This window comes from Ruegeria sp. YTSA105 (genome assembly GCF_059610225.1).
The window spans coordinates 1-21,590 of the sequence record NZ_JBXWNE010000004.1; the positions used below are offsets into that span (position 1 = coordinate 1).

The window sequence follows — 21,590 nt, forward strand, 5'->3', positions numbered from 1 at the left end:
TTGCCGTAACTTCGAGACAATCTCTTCCGGCTTCGGTCGCTTGTTTGCCATTCTAGGTCCTCCGTTTCCTAAACATAGCCGTGGACCAGTTCAGTTGGGGAGGCTCAGCGGCTGGGTTTTGCCGGTGCTGATCCGGGGATTGAGAAACAAATGCCGCTGCCCATCGGGCGCCGTGTTCGCGCCTGCTATGACGTGTTGTTGGAAGACCTTGAAGAGCATCCAGGCAGTGACGTCATTCATTTCCTGTTGCGCCGCCCAGCTCTGAAAAGCATCGTGCGCCGCATCCAAACCATGAGCAGGCGCAAATACGCCGAAATCCGAGCCAACCTTGCGGACCGGAACGTGCACCCCATGGATCTGTTGCGCTGCAACCTTGCCTTCTTTGGCGTCAGCAAGTTCGACCCTCGTTCGAAGCTATGGGTACGTAACACAATGTATCAGGGGGCACCGCTGATTGATGACATCGGCCAGACCTATGAAAGCTGGTTCCTGCCACTGAAACCGCAGATTGAGGAGGCACAGGCATGAAAGTATCCCGTAACGAAATGATCACCGCGCTGTCCCGCGCCTACGAAGGAGCCGGGCACGAGATCGGTGACTATGAGGACGCTGGCCAATTGGTCACTTGGTTGCAAATGGCGGGTCTGAGCGGGTTCGACCGTATCAGCCTGCCACCACGGGCCCCCAAGGGTGGAGCGACTCCGCGGTTGGTGTTCGAAAATGGCGACATCGCCGTTCTTGATGCAGGTGGCGCGGATGTCTGCGAGCACGGCTCATTGGCGGCCTATCTGATGCACTCCAAGGCCAACAAGTCGGGCTTTGCGATCATCGAACTGGCCAACTGCCGCTATCCTGGTCTAATCCTGCGAAGCCTGTCGATGGTCGCGCAGTTGGGCGTGTATATCTCAGCCTATCGGAAAGATCAGGTTGGATCACACGGAGCGAGCTTTGAAAGCGGCGCGACTTTCCCGCATTACTGGCGATTGGATAATGCAGATGACAGAAAAGAAATCTCGACCGTCACTATCATCTGCACAAATCAGCCTGCATTGCTGGCGGACGCGGTGACACGTCAGGTGGAGCAACCCGAACTTCAGCGGTTTGAAATTTCGGCGGCGCAGCTAGCAGCCAACTATAACCAAGCTTTGGAACAGGGGATTGAGGTTGACCCCGGCCAATGGGACGCCCTGAACGCCGCCGCTTGGCCCATTCTCGTTCGCTCAGATACGCAATCCCGCTCAGGCGCCGGGCCCATGTGAGGCTTGGGATATGAGCCAGCGCTTGCTCCGTTTGCAAACAAAAAAAATGCCGCCCCGATTGGGGCGGCGTCGGACCGGAACTCGTTCAGCATGTATTCCCGGTGAATCGGCGCTGGGTCGCCAAAGAACCTTTTGACCCTGCGCGCCATGAGCCAGGGGTAGTGCACAGAGCCAAGGTCTGATGTGCGTCAATCCTGCCGGTTATGTTCGCGGTAGCTCGGACATTCTGGCAAGGATGTCCACACCCTGCTGTTTCCAGAAATGCAAAAGGTCGATGAATATCCAGTTCTCGGCCAACTTATCCCCGTCTCGCCGATAGATATCTATCACCCGAAATTCACCGGCTTTGTCAGTTGCAGGCATTCCCATGAACCCGCCAGTTGGACGGGCTGTGAAGTTCGGCCAGCCAAAAAAACCGCCATAGTGACCCTCTGCCAGGCGGCATATGTGTTTGGTTTTCGACCGGTCAGTGAAACCAGCACGGAAAGGGCCTGCATGCTGTTGGGCGTAGCGTTCGATCGTGTAGGTCGCCCCGATCCCGGATGGCCCCCACCAGATCATGTCTTCGGACCATGTGCGCCGTAGTTCGTCCTCAAGGCTGAGGCCGCTGTTCCATTGGCCCAGATCGGAGATCATAGAGTTGATGGCCGCCAGAGTCCGCTCTCCTTCCGCCGCAGGTTGCGGACCGACCATCAGGCCGTCATGGGTCATGGGCCCCGGCTGCACGAGCTGCGCGGCTGTCTGAGGCGGGAACGGCTGCAATCCGGCCTGCATCATGAAATGAGGTATGTCGAAATACATCGCCGTTTCAGTGATTTTTCCGTTTTCGACCTTGTTGAATTCGCAATAGCGCAGAAATGTCATTTTGCCGTTTGGCGAGATACCTAGCCAATCTTTGTCGAACAGCCCCATGAGATGGCCCATTGATGCAACCCAGACCGAGGTGAAACCGTCCATCTCGTTTTCTCCGGCCATGAATACGTCCATACGGCGCTGCATTCGGGTCAGGCTTTGTTTCAGCGGAAGCCAGAACTGGGCACCTACGTCACTGGGGCCATGCAGTTCGTCAAAGGGATGGAATCCGCGCCACAGATAGTCATCGGCGCAATATTTCGAGATCACGTCAGGGACCGCTGATTCTTCAGCTCGGCTCAGAGCTTCATAAAGATCCAGAACAATATTTTTCTCGGCTTCGTAAGGCATATTCTTTTCTTTCAGTGCTTTACCAGGAATTGAGCACAGGTTTTCTGTATAGTGAAACGTAGATTTGCAAACGCATGCAAAAAAAGCTTGCCTGATGTTCCATCAGATGTCTATGCTCTTGCAAACGTATGCACGACAAGTGCACATGGGAGGACAGAATGGCCGAAATTCAACTTCGCAGTGTTGGGAAACGTTGGGGATCGTTTGTGGGGGTGGATAATTTCGACCTGACTATTGCCGATAAAGAGTTTCTGGTTCTTCTTGGCCCATCAGGCTGTGGCAAGACGACGACCATGCGCATGATTGCGGGTTTGGAGGACGCCAGCGAGGGCGACATTCTGATAGATGGCGAGCGTGTCAATGACATGGAGCCCAAGGACCGCGATGTCGCCATGGTGTTTCAGTCCTACGCGCTCTATCCGAACATGAATGTTTATGAGAATATCCGGTTCCCGCTGAAGGTGCGCGGCATCGACCCTTCCACACATGACGAAAAAGTGCGCCGCGCTTCGGCCATGGTCGAACTGGATGACTTTCTGCATCGCAAACCGGCAGAGCTGTCGGGCGGCCAGCGTCAGCGCGTCGCTTTGGCCCGCGCCATTGTTCGCGAGCCAAATGTCTTTCTGATGGACGAACCGCTGTCAAACCTTGACGCCAAGCTGCGTGTTTCGACGCGCGCGCAGATCAAGAACCTCAGCCACGAGCTTGCCGTGACCACGATCTACGTGACTCATGACCAGATCGAAGCGATGACTCTTGCAGATCGTGTGGTGATCATGAAGCAGGGTATCGTGCAGCAGGTTGGCTCTCCGACCGATATTTACGATGCACCCGCAAACACTTTTGTGGCCAGCTTTATTGGCAACCCGGCAATGAACCTTATCGATGGTCAGGTTCAGGATGGGGTGTTTCGGGCTCAGAACACTGAGGTGCATGGGCTGAATGCGTCGGACGGCCCGATTACGCTGGGCTTTCGCGCCGAGGACGCCAATGTCGTGGAAAGCGGCGGCGAGATTAACGGGCCCATCTACACGCAGGAGCTTTTGGGCGACAGCACGATGGTCTCGGTTCGGATCGGTGGCGCGCTGGTTTCGGTCAAAGCCGACAAAACCTATCGCGCTGAAATCGATGATCAGGTTTCAATCCATATCCACACCGATCACTGCCACTTGTTTGATGCGCAAACCGGAACGCGTTTGGAGCGCTGAACAGAAAATCCAAACCCGCATTGCCGGGTTTAACGCAGGTGCAGACTTCGAAGATGCACCCATCTACCTAGGGAGGAATACAAATGTTTCTGAAGAAAATTGCATTGGCTGGGTCCTTGGCCGCCTTTGCCGCCAGCGCAGGTTATGCCTGTGAAATTAGCGGGCGCGTGAATATCGTTGGTAACGAATTTGCGGCCATTCAGGCCGTCGCAACCGGCGCGAAAGAATGCACAGGCGCATCGGTCGATTCAAACCTGACCTCCGAGCACCAGACCATCAACGTGGCTGGTCTGTCCGGAAACCCGTCTGAATACACCAGTGCCATCATCGCCAACAGCTCGATCGTGGCGTTGATGAACGAAGATGTTATTCGGCCGCTCAACGATCTGGTGGAACAGCATGGTCAGGACCTGCAGCCAGGTCAGTTGATCAAGATTGGTGATGACATTATGGCCGTGGCGTTCATGGCGAATGCTCAGCACCTGATGTATCGTAAGGACGTGTTGGAACAGGCCGGTGTCGAAGTGCCGACAACCTATGAAGAATTGCTCGAAGCGGCCAAAGCCATTCGCGAGCAGGGCATCATGCAAAACCCGGTTGGCGGCGCCTATGCGTCGGGTTGGAATCTGGCACAGGAATTCAACAACATTTTTCTTGGCTATGGCGGCAGCCACTTCAAAGCCGGAACAGCAGAGCCCAACGTGAATTCTGAGGCTGGTGTCAATGCGCTGAACATGATGAAGGCTTTGTCGGAATATATGAACCCCGACTTTCTGACCCACGATTCCAATGCCACTAATGCCGAATACCGTGCTGGTAACGTTGCAATCATGAACATGTGGGGTTCACGCGCATCGCAGCAAACCACGACCGAAGGCGTGCTTCAGGAAGTGATCGACGGTCATGCGATCGGCGCACCACTGACAGTCGGCGGCGGCTCGACGCCGGCATCGACCCTGTGGTGGGACGGCTGGACCGTCGGCAAGAACATCTCGGATGAAGAAGCCGAGGCTACGTTCATCGCGATGAAACACGGTATCCGTCCTGACATGCTGAACGATGAAACCACGCCGCTGGCGGTATGGTTGATCGAAGGCTACGAGCCTGGTGCGGACGCCGAAGGCGTGTTTGAGGCGGCCAAAATGGGCACACCGCCTTATCCGATGTTGCCTTACATGGGCCTGATGCACAGCGCGCTAGGCAATGAACTTTCAGACTTCATGCAAGGCAAGGAAAGCGCTGAGCAGGCGCTGGCCGATGTCGAAGCCGCATATCGCGCCGCTGCCATCGAACAAGGTTTCCTCCAGTAGGGCCTGACTCGTGCGGGCGTCTGTAAGGGCCGCCCGCACAAACCAATTCACGTGGGGATTGCGACATGCGCCATAAGACCTTCCTGTGGTTCTTCCTGCCCACCGGGCTTGCGATGCTGCTGTTCATCGCGATGCCGATAGTCTCGGTGGTGACCCAATCCATTTTCGCGCCTCATCCGGCCGTTTTGTTAGAGGTCGAAAGCTGCACCCCCCTGATCGGCTGCACGACAGAGACCACGATTGATCAAGAGGCAACAGCAGCCCTTCGCGCCGAGAAACCACTGGGCCGATTTGTCGGATTGGACATTTACCTGGACCGTGGCCACCTGGCGATCCAGGAAATTGGACAGATCTGGGCTGCGAATGAAACCTGGGGCGGTTTCTTCTCAAAGATCGGTAATTTGCCCTTTTACAGGGCAATGGCTTTTACGCTGACCTTCACGTTTGTTGTGACGCCGCTCACAATCATTTTGGGGCTGGTGATTGCGCTGGCAATCAACTCCCTGCACCGAAATCTCAAAGGGCTGCTGATCTTCTTTTCGCTTCTGCCGATGATCGTCACTCCGTTGATTGGCTCGCTTATCCTGTTCTGGATGATTGACAGCCGCGGGGTCATCGGCAACGCCCTAGTATATCTGGCCGGGGATCCGGATTTTAGCCTGAAGGCCTCAACCGGGCTGATGTGGGTGGCGCTGATGGTTTATGGAGTTTGGCACGCCGCTCCATTTGCATTTGTCGTGTTCTATGCGGGGTTGCAAACATTGCCCCAGGATCAAATCGAGGCCGCCCAGATAGACGGGGCAACCCGCTGGCAACAGGTTAAGTTCGTGGTCGTTCCTCATCTCATGCCACTGGTCACATTTGTTGCGTTGATTCAGTTGATGGACAACTTCAAGGTGTTTGAACCGATAATCGGGTTCAGCGCAGGTGCGCACGCACAATCCCTTAGTACATTCATCTTCAACGACTTAGGCGGTGAAACCCGGCAGCTTTCTTCCGCGGCCGCGACCTCTGTGATCACGATAATCGGAGTCGCCATTCTGCTGTCACCGGTGCTTGTCCGCACCTGGCGCGACTTCAAAGGAGCAAGATAATATGGCCAGCCGCGCACAAAGAATGCCTAGAAGTCTCCGGATCGCCACGTCCTTATTTGTGATCCTATGGTTCGTTCTGGCCGCTTTCCCGTTCCTCTGGACGGTCTGGGGTTCGTTCAAGGTAGAGTTGGATTTCTTTTCGATCGCCGACTGGACCAATGCCATCACCGGAGCACGGACCGAAGCCGTCTATGGCTCGCCCTTCACAACCACAGGGTACGAGGGCGCCTGGATACAGGAAGAATTCTGGCGGAATGTTCTCAACACGGGGATCATCTGTTTCTTTGTTGTCACCATCTCGCTCACAATCGGAACGCTGGGGGGCTATGCCCTGTCCCGGTCGACCTACAACTATACGTTCTGGCTATTGATCACGGCACTTATCTTCCGGGCTATGCCACCGATTACGCTGGTCTCGGGATATTTGCTGCCTTTCTTCGAATGGAACATCTGGGGGATCCTTCCAACCACGATCATCGTGCTTGTGGCGATAAACCAGCCGTTCACTCTGTGGATGCTGCATTCTTTCTTTAAGAATATCCCAAGCGAGCTGGATGAAAGTGCCAAGGTCGACGGATGCAACCAGTTCCAGGCATTTCGTCGCGTGATCATTCCGGTGATGTGGCCAGGGGTGATCACCACCGGGCTGTTCTCGTTCCTGCTGGCCTATAACGATTTTGCTGTCGGGGCGATGCTTCTGTCCGAAAGCAACCGCACGATGGTGCCTGCCATTGCCGCGTTTCTTGGTACAACGCAGACTGAAGGTAACGTGATGTTCGCGGTTGCGGCTGTGGTTTCAGCCACAGTTCCACTGTTCATTCTGGTCATGTTCTTCCAGCGACAGATTGTGGGCGGTCTGACGGCCGGGGCTGTGAAAGGCTAACTCTGATGGGACGCACTCATCCTCAGTCCGTATCTGCCCATGCGCATACAGCCAGACTGAATGTGGCTGCGCGCAGGACCCGGCGGCCGGGACGAATTCCATTTGCTTTGATGCGCGCGGGACCTTGCGGGGCGCTTCTCCGAACACGCCCCGAACAGACCCCATTGAGACAGAGAAGATGAAAAACCTCGACCGTAAACCCTTTCTGAAATTCACCGAAGCACAACGCCATCCTGGCAACTTCCGGCCGGCATTTGACGCCTTCTTCGCCCCCGGTGCACATGTCAACGTGGTGCATCCCTTCAATGAGGTCGCGGGCGGCCTCGGGCTGCACGATCACGTCATCGCCCCGCTCGCCGCTGCCTTCGACGGGCTTTTTCGGCGCGATGACATCGTCATGGCCGGCGAATTTGACGGGCAGGACTGGATCAGCGCCACCGGCTATTTCGTTGGTCGGTTCTCGCGCGACTGGCTCGGCATCCGGGCCACAGGCGAGCTTGCCTATCTGCGCTTCGGCGAGTTCCACCGGATGCAGGACGGCAAGGCGGTGGAAAGCTATATCTTCTTCGATATTCCAGAGCTGATGCTGGCCGCTGGACAATGGCCGATCCCCGACAGCCCGGGCAAGACCCGCGGCTTCACCGGCATGATTCAGGGCCCTGCCAGCCATGATGGCATATTGACCACTCCGCAGGATCCTGCCGAGGGTGCCAAGAGCTATCATATGGTCACAGAAATGCTGGCCGGGCTTGCTACCGAGAACGAGGCTTGGCGCCCCTACTGGCATGACAACATGGTCTGGTACGGCCCCGGCGCCTTCGGTTCTTTCGTCGGGATCGAGAGTTTTGCCAGCTTCCAGGTGCCTTTCGAAGCCACCTTTGAAGGCTGGTCCGGCGGCACTGCGGGCAACGGTATGACGGCGCATTTCACCCGCTATGGCGAAGGTAACTACGTATGCTCGGGCGGTTGGCCCTCGTTAACTGGCGTCCAAGTGAAACCTTTCCTCGGCCAGTCCGCAAGTGGCAAACGCGTCTTCATGCGGGTCTGCGATTGGTGGCGCCGCGAGGACGATCTGCTGGTCGAAAACTGGGTTTTTGTCGATGTCCCGCATGTGCTGTTGCAACTGGGCTATGACCTCTTTGCTGAAATCGCCGAGCAGGCTGCATGAGCTGCTCTGCCAGACATAACGCCGTTGCGCGCCATCCGGCGCTCAACCGGATGCCAAGGGATTTTCTGACGGCGGATTAATCCTCGCCCTCCACACAGAAGACCCCTTGGTAACCATAAAAGGAAGAGAAACATGAAGGGCTCCCGCCCCGAACAGGCCGTGCTGACACGTGACACGGACATGAGCAAAACCGACGAGACCCGCGCCGTGATCGAGGGGATGGTCGATGGTTTGAACGACCACCGTATCGAAGACATCGGCGAATTCTTCGCCGAAGGGTTCCGCTGGCTTGGCAACCAGGGTTGCGGCACCAAGACGGGCCTGAAGGAATTCCAGGAAAACTGGCAACGCCCGTTCCAGGCTGCGTTTTCCGACAAGACCTGCATCGACGAGGCCCGGCTTTATATGGGCGAGTGGGCGGCAGCTTTTGGCCGCCAGGAAGCAACCCATTCTGGCGAATTTCTGGGGATTGCGCCCACCGGCAAGCGCGTCGAGATCCGTTACATGGATTTCTGGAAAGTTGTCGACGGCAAGATCGTCGACAACTGGGTGAATGTCGATTTTGCCCATGTCGCCTCGCAGCTTGGAGTCGATCTGTTCCAGGGCAAAGGGTGGGAAACATTTGACCGGGGAGAAGAAATTCCGCCCCGGCCCGAAAATTGAGGATTAGGACAATGGCTATCGAATATCTGAAAAGCGGCAAACCCGAGGCCGACCGGGCCGAAGATGACGCCAAAACCCGCGCTGTCGTTGAAGCGACGCTGAAAGACATCGAAACCCGAGGTGATGCGGCAGTGCGTGATCTGTCGGAAAAGTTTGATAATTACTCGCCGGAAAGCTTCCGCCTGAGCCAGAAACAGATCGACGAGCTGATCGCCTCATTGACCGAACGCGAGCTGGCCGACATCAAGTTCGCTCAGAAACAGGTGATAAACTTCGCCCAGGCGCAGCGTGACTCAATGCTGGATATCGAGGTTGAAACCTTGCCGGGGGTCATCCTCGGCCACAAGAACATCCCGGTGCAGTCTGTTGGCTGTTATGTTCCTGGCGGTAAATTCCCGATGGTTGCGTCGGCGCATATGTCGGTTGCGACCGCTAAAGTGGCCGGTGTGCCTCGCATCATCGCCTGTACGCCACCGTTTCAGGGCAAGCCCAATGCGGCCGTGATCGCTGCCATGTATCTGGGTGGGGCGCATGAGATCTATGTCATGGGTGGTATCCAAGCGATTGGTGCCATGGCGATCGGTACGGAAACCATTGATCCGGTCCACATGCTGGTCGGCCCCGGGAATGCCTTTGTGGCAGAAGCCAAACGGCAGCTCTTTGGTCGCGTTGGCATCGACCTTTTTGCGGGCCCGACCGAGACCATGGTCATTGCCGACGAAACCGCTGCCGATGCCGAACTTTGTGCGACCGACTTGTTGGGGCAGGCCGAGCATGGCTACAACAGCCCCTGTGTTCTGGTCACCAACTCGCGCAAGCTGGCGGAAGAAACGCTTAGCGAGATCGACCGTATCCTCGGTATCCTGCCTACCGCCGGAACCGCAAAAGTCAGCTGGGAGGAGTATGGGGAAGTCATTGTCTGCGACACTTATGACGAAATGCTGCAAGTTGCCGATGATATCGCCTCTGAGCATGTGCAGGTGATGACCGACCGTGACGACTGGTTCCTGGAAAACATGACCAGCTATGGCGCGCTGTTTCTTGGGGCGCGGACCAATGTTGCAAACGGTGATAAGGTGATCGGCACGAACCACACGCTGCCGACCAAAAAGGCCGGACGTTATACCGGCGGCTTGTGGGTCGGCAAGTTCATGAAAACTCACAGCTACCAGAAGGTTGTTACTGACGAGGCAGCGGCAATGATCGGCGAATACGGCTCACGCCTGTGTATGCTGGAAGGCTTTGTCGGCCATGCCGAGCAATGCAATATTCGCGTCCGGCGTTATGGGGGCATCAACGTACCTTACGGCGAAGGTGCGGCTTATCGCGAGGCTGCAGACGCGTCCTCATAAGAGTGAGGTCATTGCTGCAGAACTTGCGCTTGGGGTTTGCCCGGGCACCACGGGTTTTGAAAGAAAAGCAGATAACACAATGCGAGATTTCGCAATGGACACACATTCTACCCATAAGGCCCTGATCGCGCCATTGCGCGAAGCCATGTATAACTTTGACGAAACCGGCGTCCGAGCTGCACTGCAGGCGGTGATTGCGCCCGATGCCGTCATCCACATGCCCCATCCATTCGGCGACCTGACCGGGCCGCAGGAACTCTATGATGCCTGCTACACACCGCTTTTGAAATCCATGCCCGATCTGGAACGCCGGGATTGGATTGTGATGGGCGGGCCGACGCAACATGGTGATGATTGGGTCTGCTGTGGCGGCCACTACGTAGGCACCTTCGTCGCCCCTTGGTTGGACATCCCGCCGACCGGGCATCTGACCCATATGCGGTTCCACGAATTCTACCGCTTTGAAAATCGCAAAGTTGTCGAAATCCAGGCACTCTGGGACATTCCCGAAGTGATGATGCAGGCGAAGGCCTGGCCGATGGCCCCGTCTTTGGGGCAGGAGTTCTGTATTCCCGGCCCGGCGACGCTGGACGGTATCGTGCGGGGCCCCTGGGATGAGGCAAAATCGAAGGCCTCCTGCGACCATATCGTTTCCATGCTTGAACATCTGGAAAAGCATCCCAGTCAGGGTGGCCCCGAAGTGATGGAGATGGAAAGGTTCTGGCATCCGCGCATGAACTGGTACGGCCCCGCTGGGATCGGCACCGGGCGCGGCATTGCAGGGTTTCGCAACTGGCACCAGATCCCTTTCCTAGGTGGCATGCCGGACCGAGGCAAATACGCCGACGAGATCACCTTTCATTTCTTTGGTGACGGTGATTATGCAGCTGTTACCGGTTGGCCGGACATGATCCAGACCATCACTCATGACGGCTGGATGGGTATCGCCCCTTCTGGCCAGCGCATCACTATGAGATCGTTGGATTTCTGGCGATTGGAAGATGGCCTGATCCGGGAGAACTGGGTGTTGGTCGACCTGCTGGACGTGTACCGGCAACTGGGCGTAGATGTCTTTGCCCGCCTGCGCGAATTCAACAAAGCGCGTGTCGCAGGTGAAATTCCATACCCAGTCGGCGAGGTCTGATATGCTCAATTTTCCCAGTACCCCTAGTTTCAGTCTAGGCGGCAAACGTGCGCTAGTCGCCGGGGCATCGTCGGGCATAGGTCTGGCCTGCGCCGTAGCGCTGGCAGAGCATGGGGCCGAGGTCACATTGTCGGCGCGCCGCGCAAGTGCGCTACAAGAGATAGCCGATCAGATGACTGCCAGGGGATGGTCTGCCAAGGTGCTTGAGATGGATGTCACCGATGTCGCAGGAACTGCCGCGGCTGTCGCCGAAAACGGGCCGTTTGACATCCTTTTGAACTCGGCAGGGTTTGCACGTCATAGCAAGGCGGTCGAAACGGTGCCCGAAGATTTTGACTTGGTCATGAACGTCAATGTCCGGGGGGCCTATTTCCTAACCCAAGCCGTTGCCAAAGGGTTGCTTGAAGCCGGGCGTCCCGGATCGCTGATAAATATCTCAAGCCAGATGGGCCATGTCGGCGGGCAGGAACGCGCGGTCTATTGCGCCTCCAAGTTTGCGGTCGAGGGCTTTACCAAGGCGATGGCGCTGGAATTCGGGCCCGCAAAGATCCGTGTCAACACGATTTGCCCGACTTTCATCCTGACGGATTTGTCCCGGCCTACATTCGAAGACCCGACCAAACGGGCCTGGATTTTGGACAAGATCAAGCTGGGCCGCCCGGGAGAGATTGAGGATATTATGGGCGCGGTAGTGTACCTGGCATCAGAGGCGTCGGCTTTGGTTACAGGAACAGCAATGTTGGTGGACGGAGGCTGGACGGCAGACTGATGGTTACTCAGAAGGTTACATCGTTGGACGTTGCCCGGCTGGCCGGGGTCAGCCAATCCGCCGTTAGCCGGGTCTTTACGCCTGGTGCATCGGCCTCGCAAAAAACGGTCGCGAAAGTGCGCAAGGCAGCGGATGAACTGGGATATCGGCCAAATTTTCTGGCCCGTGCGGTGGTCTCGGGCAAAAGCCGGATCATTGGACTTGTGGTCGCCTATCTGAACAATCAGTTCTATCCTGAAGCGTTGGAAAAGCTGACAAACAAGTTGCAAGAGCGCGGCTACCACGTGCTGGTCTTCATGGCGTCGCATCAGGCCGGCAACATAGACAACGTGATCGAAGAAATACTGGATTTTCAGGTTGATGGGATTATCGCGGCTTCGGTGGCTTTGTCGTCGGATCTGTCGGATCGTTGTCTGGCTGCCGGTGTGCCGATGGTGCTGTTTAACCGGGTTCAGGACGACCCGGCCATGTCGGCGGTCACCTCGGACAATATCGCGGGTGGGCGCAAGGCTGCCGAATTCCTTTTGGCCGGGGGGCATAAAAAGATCGGGTACATCGCCGGTTGGGAAGGCGCGTCGACCCAGCGTGACCGCGAAGCAGGTTTCAGGGCCGCCTTGCACGATGCGGGGGCGGAACTGCATGCGCGCGGTGTTGGGAACTTCACCAGCGAACAGTCGCGGGCGGCAACGCTGGAGATGTTTGCCTCGGACCCGCCCGACGCCGTTTTTGTGGCCAATGACCACATGGCCATTGCAGTGATGGACACCCTCAGATTCGAGTTGGGCCTAAGGATTCCCGAAGATGTTTCGGTTGTCGGATATGACGATGTGGCCGTTGCGGCATGGCCAACCTATAGCCTGACCACTGTACGACAGCCTGCAAACCGTATGGTTGCCGAAACCGTGGACATTTTGCTGAGCAAAATCGAAGGGCCCGATATTGGTCCGCACCGATTGGAAATAGATGGACCGCTGATTGTTCGCGGTTCTGCACGTATACCTGAAGGATGGAAGACATGAAGGGATTTGACCCGAAATTCAAAGATTTTCCTGACTATATTATTGGGATCACAAAAGAAATCTGGGAAGATCGGGGCATTGCCACGCTGCACCATTACTATGCGCCCGATATCGTAGTTCGATCCCCGGGGTCAGTTGTCGTTGGCAATCAGGGCGTCATTGCCGCTACCATGGCAACGCTTGCCGAGTTCCCCGACCGCACATTGCTGGGTGAGGATGTGATTTGGTCAGGCACACCGGAAGAGGGCATGCTGTCCTCGCACAGGCTTTTGTCGACTGCGACCCATCTGGGCGACGGTGTCTATGGGAAGGCTACCGGGAAAAAGCTGGTCTACCGTATCCTTGCTGACTGTCACGCCATCAACAACCAGATCAACGATGAATGGCTGATCCGCGACCAGGGTGCGATTGTCCAACAGATGGGTTGGGACCCAAAAGAATATGCCCGCGATCTGATCGCCCGCGAAGGCGGCCCAGAGGCTTGCGCCCAGCCTTACACGCCGGCGAATGATCAGCCTGGACCTTACAAAGGGCGTGGTAATGACAATGAATGGGGTCAGAAATACGCCGACATTCTGAACCGGGTCATGTCTGCAGACCTGAGCGTGATCAGTGCCGAGTATGACCGCGCCGTGCAATCGGAATATCCGCGCGGCACGACTGGTCACAGCTGGGCTCCGGTCGATCGCTTTTGGATGGGACTTCGCGCCTCTTTCCCGAATGCCGAGTTCAAAATTCAACATCAGATCGGTCGCGATGACCCAATGATGCCGCCTCGCGCCGCGATCCGCTGGTCGCTGCATGGCAAGCATGATGGATGGGGTGTGTTCGGCACGCCGACGGGGGCCGAGGTCTTTGTGCTGGGTATCAGCCACGCCGAATTCGGCCCCTGGGGCCTGCGCCGTGAATACACTCTGTTTGATGAAACGTCGGTCTGGAAACAGATCCTTTTGAAAACCGGTGATCTGTAAAATGTCGCATCGTCTCTCAAATCTGGAGGCTGGGCAGGCCCTGCGGCGTTTTCACGCCCACCGGGCCAGCCTGCGTGCCCGGCGACTGAACAACCGCCCGCCTGGTTTCGGAGTTTGACCGCAGCGAACTCCAACCAAAAGGAAGACTGAAATGAGTACCATCCAAAGCCGCATCGTCCGTTATGGCGAATTGAAACCCTGTAAAACCGCGTTCATCGACGCCCATACCCCGGGGTCAGATCAAAAGGAAAACTTCACCATCATCGGCGGGGGCGTATCTGAAAGCCCCGACCAGCATGTCCACATCACCGACAAGATTGGTTTCAACATCGGTGCCGCAGGCCAACCGCCGAGATGCCGGAACTCTCTGCATAGCCACACCACGGCCGAAGTGTTCTTTGTCGCCAAAGGCCGTTGGCGGTTCTTCTGGGGCAGATACGGATCGGCTGGTGAGTTCATTGCCGAAGAAGGAGACATCTTCAACATCCCGACCGGTATCTTCCGCGGGTTTGAAAATGTGGGGCAGGACTATGGGATGATCATGGCGGTCCTTGGTGGTGACGATGCCGGGGGCGGGGTCACCTGGGCGCCGCAGGTTATTCAGGATGCGCAGGCCCATGGCTTGATGCTGGGAAACAATGGGGTTCTTTACGACAGCAAAAAAGGGGAAACGCTGCCGCATAACGTACAGCCCATGCCCTTGCTGACTGAAGAGCAGTTGAAAGCCTATCCCGAGGTCCCCGTCGAAAATGTGATTGGCAATTACGTGGCCCGCTATTGGGATTTGATGGCGCTGTCATCAAACAAGCCTGCCGTTGTGATCGGTGAAAACGGCCTGATCAAAGACAAGCCGGGTTTCGAGGTTGATTTCCTTGGTCGCGGCTCGTGCGTGTCTGATCCGGTCAAAGCCGAAAAGCCTGTGGTCTTGATGCCGGCCAGTGGCCACTGGCGGATTACGATTGAGGATGTCGAAACAACCCTGACAAATGGGGATACCGCACTGGTTCTGCCCGGCGAAAGCTATGGCGTCACGCCTTCGATGACCGGTGACGCGGGGCTCTATCGCGTTACCGCAACCGAAGATCCGGCAGGTACAACTTGGACAGGTGCATGAAACAAACTGCGCTGCCTTCCGGGCGGCGCAGATTAGACTTGCAGAGGGAGAAGAAGGAATGACCCGCATTTCAACCACACATGTAGGGAGCCTTCCGCGTAGTCAGGAGGTCGTGGATTTCATCTTTGCGCGCGAGCGTGCAGAGCCATTTGACGCGGATGCGTTTGATGCCTGTATGACCTCGGCCGTGTCCGAGACAGTGCGCAAACAGGTCGAAGCCGGGGTCGATATCGTATCGGATGGCGAGACATCGAAGATCTCATACGCCACCTATGTCAAAGACCGCTATACCGGCTTTGACGGGGACAGCCCGCGCAACGCGCCAGCGGATCTGAAGATGTTTCCCGGCTTCCTGAAACGTCTGGCTGATGATGGCGGTACGCCACAATATGCGCGCCCAATGTGTGTGGGTGAGGTGCGGTCAAAAGGGCAAGGTGAACTGCAAAAAGACATCGACAACCTCAAGGCCGCCATGGCCGCGCATGGTGTCGAGCGTGGTTTTATGAACGCGGCCAGCCCGGGTGTCATCTCGCTGTTTCTGCAAAATGATTTCTACCCCACGCGTGAAGCCTATCTGGCTGCACTCGCCGATGCGATGAAGCAAGAGTACGAAACCATTGTGGGGGCCGGTCTGGACCTACAGCTGGATTGCCCCGACCTGGCCTTGTCTCGCCATATGCTGTTCTCTGACCTTTCGGACGAAGAATTTGTCAAAGTCGCCAATTTGCATGTTGAGGCCCTGAACCACGCATTGCAGGACGTTCCCGCTGACAAGGTGCGCGTCCATATTTGCTGGGGCAATTACGAAGGACCGCATTGTTGCGACATTGGAATGGACAAAGTGTTCGGCACGCTGATGTCGACCAAATCCCGCTATGTCCTGTTCGAAACCTCGAACCCCCGTCATGCGCATGAATGGACGGTGTTCCGTGACCGCAAAGCCGAAATACCTGAGGACAAAGTGCTTGTACCTGGAGTTGTCGACACCACGACAAATTTTGTCGAACATCCGGAACTGGTCGCCCAACGTATTGAACGGTTTTCGAATATTGTCGGCCGCGAAAGAGTGATCGCGGGCTCGGATTGCGGATTTGGCACTTTTGCCGGATTTGGTGCGGTTGATCCTGATATCGCCTTTGCCAAGCTTGGATCTCTGGCCGACGGGGCTGCATTGGTCACATGAAACCACTTGTAATGTTGCCCGGCATGATGTGCGACGCCCGGCTTTTTGCCCCGCAGATCGCGGCGCTTTCGAGCAGCAATCCTGTCCTCTACGCGCCGATTGGGGGGCATGACACGGTGCAGGCTTTGGCCGCCGAAGTGTTGTCTTATGCGCCCCCGCGCTTTGTCCTTGCGGGTCTGTCCATGGGTGGCATCGTTGCGATGGAAATAATCCGGCAGCAACCGCAGCGCGTCGTCAGCGTGGCGCTGATGGATACCAACCACTTGGCCGAACGGGATGACGTCAAAGCCAAGCGTGGCCCACAAATCGCCTCTGTGTCCAGTGGGGGCTTGGGCCGGGTCATGGCCGAGGAGATGAAACCGAATTACCTGACCGATGGCCCGAACCGCGAGGCAATTCTGAACCTGTGCATGGATATGGCCTTGGGTCTTGGACCGGATGTTTTTATCAACCAGTCCAAAGCATTGCGAGATCGCCCTGACCAAAGCGATACCTTGCGCGGTTATACCGGGCAGGCCCTGATCCTGTGCGGGAAAGATGATGCTCTGTGCCCGGTTTCGCGACACGCTTTGATGCATGAACTTCTCACGAATAGCCGTTTCGAGGTCATCGAACAGGCGGGGCATTTGCCTACACTTGAACAACCCGAACGGACGACAGCGGCTCTGTGCCGTTGGCTGGAGGCACTATGAAAAAACCCTTGCTGGATCTTTTGAAATCCGTCGACACCCCCACCGTTTGCAATGCGATAGAAGTGGCGCAAGGCAGGCGTGGGTTCGACAATTTCACGCGGGGCACAATGCAGTGCTCGGATCCCGATGCGGGCGCAATGGTCGGTTATGCCAGAACGGCAAAGATCGCGGCGGTGAACCCTCCCGATGACCCTCCCGAAGTGATCCGTCAGCGCCGGATGGATTACTACCGGCACATGGCAACGGGCACAGGCCCGGCTGTCACGGTTGTCGAAGATCTGGATTTCCCGGACTGCATCGGTGCTTATTGGGGTGAGATCAATACCACGGTCCACAAAGGGTTTGGCATCAGCGGTGCGTTGACCAACGGCGTGATGCGGGATCTGGGCGATTTGCCGGATGGGTTTCCGGTTGTGGCGGGCTCGGTCGGTCCAAGCCACGGGTTCGTGCACGTCAAAGAGGTGGGCACTCCGGTGACCATCTTCAGCCTCTCGATCAAGGACGGGGACCTGGTGCATGCGGACCGGCACGGCGCTTTGGTGATCCCGCCCGAAGTGGTGGACAGCCTGGAACAGGCGATCCGCAAATTGCTTGAAACCGAAAAGCTTATTCTTGGCCCAGCACGCGCGTCAGAGTTTGATTTTGAGGCCTTTGAACAAGCATGGGCGGCGTTCGAAGCCTCGCGCACGTAAATGCGGCAACAACCGCGCGGCCCAGCCATAGACTAACCCGACAGCGAGCCGATGTGATCCTGAATAGACCCGTCACTAGCGATGGCGATCGTGTCAGAAATCGCGGCTGGGTCACACCCATCTCATGCCCAAATCCGACAGATGCCTTTGAACCCGTCCAGGATAGTCCGAGACGATGGCATCGACACCCAGATCAATCATCCTGCTGATATCCGCCGGTTCATTGACCGTCCATACGGCTACGCAAAGCCCAAGTTCTTTGGCAAGCGCGACGTCCTCAGAAATCACATCTGCGAAATACGGACACCAAAGCGCGCCGCCCGCTTGCTTGACCATTTGCGGGATTTTTTCGCTTTGGCCTCGAAAGTCCGGACAAACGGCCTTGGAGGAATCCTCGCCAACGTCATCGGCATTTTCGGGAAGCTGCGTCAGGTAAGATGAAGGGATGTCAGGTGCCTGCCGCTGACAGACTTCCAACAGGGTCCAGTCAAAGCTGTGCAGCAACACGCGATCGGATAGGCCAGCGGCCCGAACCTGCTGTACCACGCATGCGACAAAGCGGTCCAGATAGGCCGCGTCATGGGCCAGATCCGGATCAGATTTCAGTTCGAGCATCAGATTGGCTTTGCCGTATTCCGGCCGATTGATCAGATCCAGCAGGTCCTGCAGCTTTGGCACGCGAACGCCGTCCAGTTGGGCCTGATCGGGGAACCGTCGACCATAATCCGAGTGTCCGTCCAAGCGCCCGATTTCGAACTGTTGAATCTGGTCGAAGGACAGGGACGAGACTTTGGGTTCTTTTCCGGTCAAAAACTGACCGCTGGCATCCCGAAAGGTCGGCGCGTGCAGCCGATGGTTATGGGTTATGACAGGCACATCATCCGCCGTCAGCACCACGTCGAACTCAAGAAGTGGAACCCCGATGGACAGCGTAAAATCGAAACCGATCATGCTGTTTTCGGGCAGGACGCCGCGTGCCCCCCGGTGCCCTACTACACGGATCAGGTTTTTACCGCCGCGAAACGCCTCGACCTGAGGGAAAGGCATCAGCCCTCGAGCCTTATGCCAGAGGCCGGGTCAAACAGATGCATATGCTCTGGCGCAACAGAAAAACGCATATTGGGATGACGGCCTTCGATCGGATGAACACCCGGAAGGCTGATCGTGATTGCCGCGCCAGAGCCTGACACCTGACCGTGCAGCAAAGTATTCGCCCCCAGCGGTTCGGCTATCTGAACTACGACATCAAAGGGCCCGTTTTCATCAAAGAACAGATGCTCTGGCCGTATGCCCAATTTGAACGGGCCATCGGGCCCGTCCGAGGGGCCAATCTCGGTATCGTTGATCCTGATCTTTCCGCCCTGTCGCTCTGCATCAAAGGTATTCATCGCCGGGCTGCCGATGAATTGCGCAGCGAACAGCGTCCGCGGCGTCTCATAGACCTCAAGCGGGGTGCCGATTTGCTCGGCAACACCACCGTTCATCACGATCATTCTGTCGGCCATGGTCATGGCCTCGACCTGATCATGGGTCACGTATAGCGAGGTGATCCCCAGCTTTTCTTGCAGTTCGCGGATTTCCAGGCGCATCTGGACACGCAGCTTTGCATCCAGGTTTGAGAGCGGCTCATCAAACAGGAACACGGCAGGTTCACGGACAATAGCGCGGCCCATGGCAACCCTTTGGCGTTGACCGCCTGAAAGCTGACGGGGCTTGCGGTCAAGCAGCGGCTCAAGCTGCAACAGCTTAGCGGCCTCGGTCACCTTCTGGTCAATCTGAGCCTTGGGCAATCCGGCGATTTTCAGACCATAGCCCATGTTCTGGCGTACCGACATATGGGGGTACAGAGCATAGTTCTGGAACACCATTGCAATGTCCCGGTCCATCGGCTCCTTGTCATTGGCGCGCTCTTCGCCAATCCGGATTTCGCCGGATGTCACAGTCTCAAGCCCGGCCACCATCCGCAGCAAAGTGGATTTGCCGCAGCCCGAGGGGCCCACGATCACGATAAACTCGCCATCCGCGATATCGACGTCGATGCCATGAATGACGTCCGTCGGGCCAAAGCTCTTTTTGACGTTCTCAAGGGATACTGTTGCCATTTCTTATTTCTCGCTATCGACAAGGCCGCGGACAAAAAGCTTTTGCATCGACACCACCACAAGGACCGGTGGGATCATTGCCAGGATCGAGGTCGCCATGATCGTCGGCCAATGGGCAAAATCATCGCCCGAGGGGAACATCTGTTTGATGCCCATCACGATGGTGTTCATCTCGGGGTCGGTCGTGATCAGCAGCGGCCAGAGATATTGATTCCACCCATAGATGAACAGGATCACGAACAGGGCCGCGATGTTGGTTCGGCTCATCGGGATCACGATATCAACGAAGAACCGCATCGGGCGGGCGCCATCCACCCGCGCGGCCTCGGCCAGTTCGTCCGGGATGGTCAGAAAGAACTGGCGGAACAGGAACGTGGCAGTGGCCGAGGCGATCAGCGGAAAGATCAGCCCCGAATAGCTGTTGAGCATACCAAACCCGGCCACCACCTCGAAGGTCGGGACAATCCGCACCTCAACCGGCAGCATCAGGGTCAGGAAGATCAGCCAGAAAAACGTGTTCCGCCCGGGAAAGCGGAAATAGACGATGGCAAAGGCTGACAGCAGCGAGATGACGATCTTGCCCACGGCAATGCCAATCGCCATCACCAGGCTGTTGAACAGCATCGTTGCGACCGGGACGTTCACGCCTGAGAACAGGGCCGCCTTGTAATTCACCCAGAACTGATCACCTGGCACAACCGGCATCGGGGGCGAGATTATGTCGGCCTGAGTAACGGTCGAGGCCACAAAGGCCAGCCAGATCGGGAAGAAGATGACCAGAACGCCAAGGATCATAAACGCATGGGTCAGCCACAGGCCCGCACCACGTTTCTCGACCATTCCATGTTGTTGGGCCGCCATCAGTAATGCACCCTCTTCTCAACGTATTTGAACTGGATCACTGTCAGCAGGCCGACAACCACCAGCAGGATGACCGATTGGGCCGAAGACGACCCCAGATCTTGGCCCACAAACCCATCGGAAAAGACTTTGTAGACCAGGATAGTTGTGGCTTGTTGCGGACCCCCTCCGGTGATCGTGTGGATCACGCCGAAAGTTTCAAAGAAGGCATAGACAATGTTCACGACCAGCAGGAAGAACGCGGTCGGCGACAAAAGCGGCAGTACGATGGTAAAGAACCGGCGCCAAAAATGGGCCCCATCAATCGCCGCTGCTTCGATGACCGAGCGGGGCACGGATTGCAGCGCCGCAAAGAAGAACAGAAAGTTATAGCTGATGCGCCCCCAGGCCGAGGCGACAACGACCAGCCCCATGGCCTCGGCATCGTTCAGGACGTGGTTCCAGTCATAGCCGAGCTGGCCCAGATACCATGCGACCACACCAACGCGGGTGTTGAACATGAACAGCCACAGCACACCCGCCACCGCGGGGGCAACGGCGTAGGGCCAGATCAACAAGGTCCGATACACGCCCGAGCCCTTGATCAGTCGATCTGCGATGACTGCCAGGAACAAGGCCGGGATCATCGAGCACAGGGTCACAAGCGTAGAAAACACCGCCGTCGTCACGAATGAGGCGCGGTAGTATTTATCGCTCAGCAGGAATTCGAAATTGCCCAAGCCCACGAACTGAGATGACAACCCGAACGGGTCGGGAATGAACAACGATTGCCATACGGCCTGACCAGCAGGATAGAAAAAGAAGACGGCGGAAATGATGACCTGCGGGGCGATCAGCGCAAGCGGCAGCAGCCAGCCGCGAAAAATGACGCGTTTTTCCATTCTATTGGCCCACCAGAGTAGA

General features: G+C 56.8%; 22 protein-coding genes. 17 read left to right on the plus strand and 5 right to left on the minus strand.

Annotated elements, in window-relative coordinates; genetic code table 11:
• The first annotated feature begins 150 nt into the window (after positions 1-150).
• Together AC2FH2_RS06850 and AC2FH2_RS06855 are read left to right on the plus strand one after the other, a co-directional pair.
• Entirely contained in the window at positions 151-528 is a 378-nt protein-coding gene (locus tag AC2FH2_RS06850; protein WP_496823200.1) for a hypothetical protein, read from the plus strand.
• Positions 525-1,259 (plus strand): DUF3726 domain-containing protein, encoded by a 735-nt coding sequence (locus AC2FH2_RS06855; protein ID WP_496713551.1) that lies wholly within the window; start codon positions 525-527, stop codon positions 1,257-1,259. The genes AC2FH2_RS06850 and AC2FH2_RS06855 overlap by 4 nt, the downstream gene beginning before the upstream one ends.
• Positions 1,260-1,460: 201 nt before the next feature.
• Here the strand turns inward: AC2FH2_RS06855 and AC2FH2_RS06860 are convergent, their stop codons facing one another.
• Positions 1,461-2,462, minus strand: coding sequence for a nuclear transport factor 2 family protein (locus AC2FH2_RS06860; RefSeq protein ID WP_496823201.1), 1,002 nt, complete (start codon positions 2,460-2,462; stop codon positions 1,461-1,463).
• A 158-nt stretch (positions 2,463-2,620) separates the two neighbouring features.
• Here AC2FH2_RS06860 and AC2FH2_RS06865 point away from each other — a divergent pair, with 158 nt between their 5' ends.
• The 15 genes from AC2FH2_RS06865 to AC2FH2_RS06935 all read left to right on the plus strand — a co-directional run bounded on the left by AC2FH2_RS06865 (position 2,621) and on the right by AC2FH2_RS06935 (position 17,724).
• Positions 2,621-3,670, plus strand: a complete 1,050-nt coding sequence (locus AC2FH2_RS06865; protein ID WP_142639930.1) for an ABC transporter ATP-binding protein — start codon at positions 2,621-2,623, stop codon at positions 3,668-3,670.
• Between the two features lie 83 nt (positions 3,671-3,753).
• On the plus strand, positions 3,754-4,980 hold the full coding sequence (locus AC2FH2_RS06870; protein ID WP_271949112.1) for an ABC transporter substrate-binding protein: 1,227 nt from the start codon (positions 3,754-3,756) through the stop codon (positions 4,978-4,980).
• A 65-nt stretch (positions 4,981-5,045) separates the two neighbouring features.
• Positions 5,046-6,074, plus strand: coding sequence for a carbohydrate ABC transporter permease (locus tag AC2FH2_RS06875; RefSeq protein ID WP_142639926.1), 1,029 nt, complete (start codon positions 5,046-5,048; stop codon positions 6,072-6,074).
• Between the two features lies 1 nt (position 6,075).
• Positions 6,076-6,957: a carbohydrate ABC transporter permease gene (locus AC2FH2_RS06880; protein ID WP_496676806.1), complete on the plus strand. Its 882-nt coding sequence runs from the start codon at positions 6,076-6,078 to the stop codon at positions 6,955-6,957.
• 178 nt (positions 6,958-7,135) lie between these two features.
• Complete coding sequence (locus AC2FH2_RS06885; RefSeq protein WP_142639922.1) at positions 7,136-8,125, plus strand: nuclear transport factor 2 family protein; 990 nt, start codon at positions 7,136-7,138, stop codon at positions 8,123-8,125.
• Positions 8,126-8,257: 132 nt separating this feature from the next.
• Positions 8,258-8,788, plus strand: coding sequence for an ester cyclase (locus AC2FH2_RS06890; protein WP_142639920.1), 531 nt, complete (start codon positions 8,258-8,260; stop codon positions 8,786-8,788).
• A gap of 11 nt (positions 8,789-8,799) precedes the next feature.
• Positions 8,800-10,140, plus strand: coding sequence for a histidinol dehydrogenase (gene hisD, locus AC2FH2_RS06895; protein ID WP_142639918.1), 1,341 nt, complete (start codon positions 8,800-8,802; stop codon positions 10,138-10,140).
• A 94-nt stretch (positions 10,141-10,234) separates the two neighbouring features.
• Positions 10,235-11,284, plus strand: a complete 1,050-nt coding sequence (locus tag AC2FH2_RS06900) for an ester cyclase (RefSeq protein ID WP_281972843.1) — start codon at positions 10,235-10,237, stop codon at positions 11,282-11,284.
• Between the two features lies 1 nt (position 11,285).
• Positions 11,286-12,053, plus strand: a complete 768-nt coding sequence (locus AC2FH2_RS06905; RefSeq protein WP_496713559.1) for an SDR family NAD(P)-dependent oxidoreductase — start codon at positions 11,286-11,288, stop codon at positions 12,051-12,053.
• The gene (locus tag AC2FH2_RS06910; protein ID WP_496823202.1) at positions 12,053-13,072 is read left to right on the plus strand and encodes a LacI family DNA-binding transcriptional regulator; all 1,020 of its coding nucleotides are present in this window, start codon (positions 12,053-12,055) and stop codon (positions 13,070-13,072) included. Before AC2FH2_RS06905 ends, AC2FH2_RS06910 begins: the two co-directional genes overlap by 1 nt.
• Positions 13,069-14,043 (plus strand): nuclear transport factor 2 family protein, encoded by a 975-nt coding sequence (locus AC2FH2_RS06915; RefSeq protein ID WP_496698277.1) that lies wholly within the window; start codon positions 13,069-13,071, stop codon positions 14,041-14,043. The genes AC2FH2_RS06910 and AC2FH2_RS06915 overlap by 4 nt, the downstream gene beginning before the upstream one ends.
• A 151-nt stretch (positions 14,044-14,194) precedes the next feature.
• Entirely contained in the window at positions 14,195-15,157 is a 963-nt protein-coding gene (locus AC2FH2_RS06920; RefSeq protein ID WP_281972845.1) for a cupin domain-containing protein, read from the plus strand.
• 58 nt (positions 15,158-15,215) lie between these two features.
• Positions 15,216-16,340, plus strand: a complete 1,125-nt coding sequence (locus tag AC2FH2_RS06925; protein WP_142639909.1) for a cobalamin-independent methionine synthase II family protein — start codon at positions 15,216-15,218, stop codon at positions 16,338-16,340.
• Positions 16,337-17,032, plus strand: coding sequence for an alpha/beta fold hydrolase (locus AC2FH2_RS06930; protein WP_142639907.1), 696 nt, complete (start codon positions 16,337-16,339; stop codon positions 17,030-17,032). The genes AC2FH2_RS06925 and AC2FH2_RS06930 overlap by 4 nt, the downstream gene beginning before the upstream one ends.
• Complete coding sequence (locus tag AC2FH2_RS06935) at positions 17,029-17,724, plus strand: RraA family protein (protein WP_496823203.1); 696 nt, start codon at positions 17,029-17,031, stop codon at positions 17,722-17,724. The genes AC2FH2_RS06930 and AC2FH2_RS06935 overlap by 4 nt, the downstream gene beginning before the upstream one ends.
• A gap of 111 nt (positions 17,725-17,835) precedes the next feature.
• Here AC2FH2_RS06935 and AC2FH2_RS06940 read toward each other — a convergent pair whose 3' ends face one another.
• From AC2FH2_RS06940 to ugpA, 4 genes are read right to left on the minus strand one after another with little or no spacing between them, the layout of a single operon-like run.
• On the minus strand, positions 17,836-18,771 hold the full coding sequence (locus AC2FH2_RS06940; protein ID WP_496823204.1) for a glycerophosphodiester phosphodiesterase family protein: 936 nt from the start codon (positions 18,769-18,771) through the stop codon (positions 17,836-17,838).
• Complete coding sequence (gene ugpC / locus AC2FH2_RS06945) at positions 18,771-19,826, minus strand: sn-glycerol-3-phosphate ABC transporter ATP-binding protein UgpC (RefSeq protein WP_496823205.1); 1,056 nt, start codon at positions 19,824-19,826, stop codon at positions 18,771-18,773. The genes AC2FH2_RS06940 and ugpC overlap by 1 nt, the downstream gene beginning before the upstream one ends.
• Positions 19,827-19,829: 3 nt before the next feature.
• Positions 19,830-20,666 (minus strand): sn-glycerol-3-phosphate ABC transporter permease UgpE, encoded by an 837-nt coding sequence (gene ugpE, locus AC2FH2_RS06950; protein ID WP_271949133.1) that lies wholly within the window; start codon positions 20,664-20,666, stop codon positions 19,830-19,832.
• Between the two features lie 20 nt (positions 20,667-20,686).
• Positions 20,687-21,568 (minus strand): sn-glycerol-3-phosphate ABC transporter permease UgpA, encoded by an 882-nt coding sequence (gene ugpA, locus AC2FH2_RS06955; protein ID WP_142639899.1) that lies wholly within the window; start codon positions 21,566-21,568, stop codon positions 20,687-20,689.
• Positions 21,569-21,590 lie beyond the last annotated feature (22 nt).